This window comes from Methylophaga sp. UBA1464 (assembly GCF_002325665.1).
GTDB lineage: Bacteria > Pseudomonadota > Gammaproteobacteria > Nitrosococcales > Methylophagaceae > Methylophaga.
On sequence record NZ_DCSO01000104.1, the window covers coordinates 27,467 to 29,943 of the forward strand.

At 43.5% G+C, this 2,477-nt stretch carries 2 protein-coding genes and 1 pseudogene; 1 reads left to right on the forward strand and 2 read right to left on the reverse strand.

The window, feature by feature from the left end:
- A pseudogene (locus B3O33_RS15985) lies at nt 1-179 on the forward strand (DNA-deoxyinosine glycosylase); the annotation flags it as partial.
- On the opposite strand, the gene B3O33_RS14220 reads toward B3O33_RS15985, so the two are convergent.
- Together B3O33_RS14220 and cysN are read right to left on the reverse strand one after the other, a co-directional pair.
- Nucleotides 159-926 (reverse strand): EAL domain-containing protein, encoded by a 768-nt coding sequence (locus B3O33_RS14220; RefSeq protein WP_292361845.1) that lies wholly within the window; start codon nt 924-926, stop codon nt 159-161. The pseudogene B3O33_RS15985 and the gene B3O33_RS14220 overlap by 21 nt on opposite strands.
- A gap of 253 nt (nt 927-1,179) precedes the next feature.
- Nucleotides 1,180-2,477: sulfate adenylyltransferase subunit CysN (gene cysN, locus B3O33_RS14225; protein WP_292363853.1), on the reverse strand; the 1,298-nt coding region annotated here is incomplete at its 5' end.

Genomic DNA, 2,477 nt, shown 5'->3' on the forward strand with positions numbered 1-2,477 from the left:
TTAATGGTGGCAAAGCGGAACAGGTATTCAAACGTTATGTAATAAAACAGTTGGAAGCCGCCGACATATTATTAAACTACCAAAGGCTACCCTCAACCAGCCCGGCGCATGCCGCTATGAAATTTGAAACCAAACAACAGCTCTGGCATCAAGCGTTATCAGCGCCACCAATCGGATGAGACTGTTGCCAAAGACTCAAAACTTGGTTTGGCAAAATAAAATCCCTGAAACAACTCAATCCCCATCTCCTGTAAAACATAAAGTTCATCTGCAGATTCGATACCTTCGGCTATCACGGTAATATCCAAATCATTACAGAAAGCGATGATGCCTCGCGTAATGGACTGCCTGACTTTATCATTATGGATATTGCGTATTAACGCCATATCCAATTTTACTAAATCAGTCTGCATATTTGCCAGCAGGTTCAACCCCGCATAGCCAGCCCCAAAATCATCTATGGCAGTTGAAAATCCCTGCTGCTGATAAGACTGAATAATGTCCTGCAAGTGAACATGGTCAGTAATCTGCTCACCTTCAGTCACTTCGAAAATAATGCGTTCAATCGGGAAGTTATAGATTTCAGCAGCCTCGAGTGTCGTCCTGATACACAACTCAGGTTTGTACACTGCATTGGGCATAAAGTTGATGCTGAGTTTAGAATCGATGTTAAGTTCTGCAGCAAGTTTAATCGCTTTAACCCGACAGGCCTGATCAAAACGATAGCGGTTACTCTGATTTACATTATCAAAAACATGGGCCGCACCTTGCCCATCCACCCCCCGAACAAGTGCTTCCTGCGCATACACCGTTCGGCTGTTTGTATTCACAATCGGCTGGAAAGCCATGGAAAAATCAAATCCAAGTAAACCGCTGTTGAAACACTCGCCACAACCAATCTTTCTAAAATCTGCTTGTTCTTTCATTATTCACCATCCCGGTTTCGCAGAATGTAACCTAAATCATTGTCCGCTACTCAAACCGGTTCACATAATTCGCTAAATTTTTAAAATTTACCCTAACAGCTTTCAATAAGATGACAAAACAGCAGTATTGCCTCAATAACATAAAGCAAAGCATTCACAAGATTTAATGAAATAAGAATGGAATCTCGAAAAGTTATCGAGTGAAAACCGGATGGTAAAATCAGGCCGCGAACACGGCCTGATTTATTTAGATTTACTTCAGTAAATCACTGATATCCTTAGCATCCCAATGAGGGAAATGTTTTCGGATTAATGCATTTAATTCGACTTCAAATGCAGAAACATGAGTTGTTGTATCTTCATTTATCATACCGGTAATCGCTTCGGTAATCATGCCCGCACCAATGGTGACATTAGTCAGACGATCAATCACGATAAAAGCACCGGTAGTGCGATTACGCTTATAAGCATCAAACACAACTGGTTTATTTAATGAAAATTCACATAAACCGATTTCGTTCAGTTTCAGTTCTGTCACAACGTTATGGGCCAATGTATTCACATCAACCTGATGATCAACCTGAGTCATTACACCTGTACTGTCAGAAACGCCAACCTTGATGTTGTATTGTTTGTTTGCCACCAGCGGTTGCTCTGTCATCCATACCACCATGGCTTTAAAACGGCTGGACACATGTGGCTGATGATCCCGATGCACAATCATATCGCCACGGCTTACATCCACTTCATCCTGCAGGGTAACGGTTATCGATTCACCCGGAACGGCATGATCCAGCTCACCATCATAGGTTACCAGTGCTTTGACTTTGCTTTCTTTGCCTGAAGGCAAAACGGTAATTTCATCCCCCGGCTTCAGAATACCCGCAGATAATGTGCCGCAGTAGCCGCGGAAATTCAGGTTCGGGCGGTTAACGTATTGCACCGGGAAACGGGCGTCTTCGGTATTGGCATCCTTCCCAATCTCGATGTTTTCCAACAGCTCCATCATTGTGCTGCCCTGATACCAGGGCATGTTTTCACTTCTGTTCACCACATTATCGCCGTTCAAGGCAGACATCGGTACAAAGTGAATATCTTCGATTTCCAGTTCACGGGCAAATTCGCTGTAGGCTTTACGAATATCATTAAAGACCTGTTCGCTGAAATCCATCAAATCCATTTTATTAATGGCAACAATAATGTGCTTGATACCCAGTAATGAAGCAATAAAACTATGGCGGCGGGTTTGTGTCTGCATTCCGTAACGAGCATCAATCAGAATAACCGCCAGCTGACAGGTTGATGCACCGGTGGCCATGTTACGGGTGTACTGTTCATGACCTGGCGTATCAGCAATGATAAATTTACGTTTGGTGGTGGAGAAATAACGATACGCTACGTCAATGGTAATACCCTGCTCACGTTCCGCCTGCAACCCATCAACCAGTAACGCCAGATCCACCTGATTTCCTGTGGTTCCGGATTTCACACTATCGCGGGTCACCGCTTCCAACTGATCTTCATAGATCATTTTGGAATCATGTAACAGTC

What these genes read in the sequence shown, in the direction of transcription:
- B3O33_RS14220 (WP_292361845.1), bottom strand. Translation starts at nt 926, where the DNA reads ATGAAAGAACAAGCAGATTTTAGAAAGATTGGTTGTGGCGAGTGTTTC.